At 53.0% G+C, this 2893-nt stretch carries 1 rRNA gene; it reads left to right on the forward strand.

The annotated features are described in order from the left end of the window. Window positions 1-79 precede the first annotated feature (79 nt). Window positions 80-2879 (forward strand): 23S ribosomal RNA (locus tag ACFWXH_RS31245). Window positions 2880-2893: the final 14 nt, after the last annotated feature.

Here is a 2893-nt window from a genome sequence, read left to right on the forward strand (position 1 = left end):
CTTTTTGTGCCAATTCCATCTGTGCGTGTGAGCCTTGAGGGTTCATGTGCAAAAACTGATGGGCATTGGCAATGAGAACGATCAAGTGTCTTAAGGGCAATTGGTGGATGCCTTGGCATGCACAGGCGATGAAGGACGTGATACGCTGCGATAAGCTACGGGGAGGTGCGAATACCCTTTGATCCGTAGATTTCCGAATGGGGAAACCCACCTAAGGTACTTGGAAAATCAGAGCAGCAGAGCGATCTGCTGCTGTGGTTTCCAAGTATCGATAATAGGTAACTTACCCTGAATACATAGGGGTAAAGTGGCGAACGCGGGGAACTGAAACATCTAAGTACCCGTAGGAAAGGACATCAACCGAGACTCCGCAAGTAGTGGCGAGCGAACGCGGACCAGGCCAGTGGCTTTTGTGAGATAAGTGGAACCTTCTGGAAAGGAGGGCCGAAGTGGGTGATAGCCCCGTACACGTAATGCGAACAAAAGTCCTTGAGTAAGGCGGGACACGTGAAATCCTGTCTGAACATGGGGAGACCACTCTCCAAGCCTAAGTACTCGTGCATGACCGATAGCGAACTAGTACCGTGAGGGAAAGGTGAAAAGCACCCCGACAAGGGGAGTGAAAGAGTACCTGAAACCGATTGCCTACAAACAGATGGAGCCCGCAAGGGTGACATCGTACCTTTTGTATAATGGGTCAGCGACTTAGTGTGTCGAGCAAGCTTAAGCCGGTAGGTGTAGGCGCAGCGAAAGCGAGTCTGAACAGGGCGTTCAGTTCGACGCATTAGACCCGAAACCGAGTGATCTAGCCATGAGCAGGTTGAAGGTAGGGTAACACCTACTGGAGGACCGAACCCATAACTGTTGCAATAGTTCGGGATGACTTGTGGCTAGGGGTGAAAGGCCAATCAAACTCGGAAATAGCTGGTTCTCCGCGAAATCTATTTAGGTAGAGCGTCGACCGAATACCCTGGGGGGTAAAGCACTGCATGGGCTAGGGGTCCTCACCGGATTACCAAACCTAAGCAAACTCTGAATACCCAGGAGTACTAGTCGGCAGACACACGGCGGGTGCTAACGTCCGTCGTGAAAAGGGAAACAACCCTGACCTACAGCTAAGGTCCCCAAGTTATGGCTAAGTGGGAAAGGATGTGAGGATCCCAAAACAACCAGGATGTTGGCTTAGAAGCAGCCATCATTTAAAGAAAGCGTAACAGCTCACTGGTCTAAATAAGGGTCTTTGCGCCGAAAATGTAACGGGGCTAAAGCCATACACCGAAGCTTAGGGTTCGTGAGCAATCACGAGCGGTAGCGGAGCGTTCTGTAAGCCAGTGAAGCCGTACCCGTGAGGGGCGGTGGAGGTATCAGAAGTGCGAATGCTGACATGAGTAACGTAAGGGGAGTGAGAGACTCCCCCGCCGAAAGACCAAGGGTTCCTGCTTAAAGTTAATCTGAGCAGGGTTAGCCGGCCCCTAAGACGAGGCAGAAATGCGTAGTCGATGGGAACCACGTTAATATTCGTGGGCCTGTGGGTAGTGACGGATCGCACAAGTTGTTCAACCTTATCGGATTGGTTGGGCAGCGGAGCGGTTCCAGGAAATAGCTCCCACTTATAGACCGTACCCGAAACCGACACTGGTGGTCTGGTAGAGTATACCAAGGCGCTTGAGAGAACTATGCTGAAGGAACTCGGCAAATTGCACGCGTAACTTCGGAAGAAGCGTGACCCTTTGCTGCGCAAGCAGTGGAGGGTGGCACAGACCAGGGGGTAGCGACTGTTTATCAAAAACACAGGGCTCTGCGAAGCCGCAAGGCGACGTATAGGGTCTGACGCCTGCCCGGTGCTGGAAGGTTAAGAGGAGGGGTGCAAGCTCTGAATCGAAGCCCCAGTAAACGGCGGCCGTAACTATAACGGTCCTAAGGTAGCGAAATTCCTTGTCGGGTAAGTTCCGACCTGCACGAATGGCGTAACGACTTCCCCGCTGTCTCCAGCATAGACTCAGTGAAATTGAATTCCCCGTGAAGATGCGGGGTTCCTGCGGTTAGACGGAAAGACCCCGTGCACCTTTACTATAGCTTTACATTGGCATTCGTAGTGGCATGTGTAGGATAGGTGGTAGGCTTTGAAGCCAGGGCGCCAGCCTTGGTGGAGCCACCCTTGAAATACCACCCTTATTACTATGGATGTCTAACCGCGGCCCGTTATCCGGGTCCGGGACAATGTATGGTGGGTAGTTTGACTGGGGCGGTCGCCTCCTAAAGAGTAACGGAGGCGCGCGATGGTGGGCTCAGAACGGTCGGAAATCGTTCGCTGAGTGCAATGGCATAAGCCTGCCTGACTGCGAGACTGACAAGTCGAGCAGAGACGAAAGTCGGTCATAGTGATCCGGTGGTCCCGTGTGGAAGGGCCATCGCTCAACGGATAAAAGGTACGCCGGGGATAACAGGCTGATGACCCCCAAGAGTCCATATCGACGGGGTTGTTTGGCACCTCGATGTCGACTCATCGCATCCTGGGGCTGGAGCAGGTCCCAAGGGTATGGCTGTTCGCCATTTAAAGCGGTACGTGAGTTGGGTTCAGAACGTCGTGAGACAGTTCGGTCCCTATCTGCCGTGGGTGTAGGAATATTGAAAGGATCTGTCCCTAGTACGAGAGGACCGGGATGGACGTATCTCTGGTGGACCTGTTGTGGCGCCAGCCGCATAGCAGGGTAGCTATATACGGACGGGATAACCGCTGAAGGCATCTAAGCGGGAAACCCACCTTGAAACGAGTATTCCCTGAGAACCGTGGAAGACGACCACGTTGATAGGCCGGGTGTGGAAGAGCGGCAACGCTTGAAGCTTACCGGTACTAATAGTTCGATCGGCTTGATCGTTCTCATTCCTAATG

The organism is Mesorhizobium sp. NPDC059054, assembly GCF_042739215.1.
Classification (GTDB): Bacteria; Pseudomonadota; Alphaproteobacteria; order Rhizobiales; family Rhizobiaceae; genus Mesorhizobium.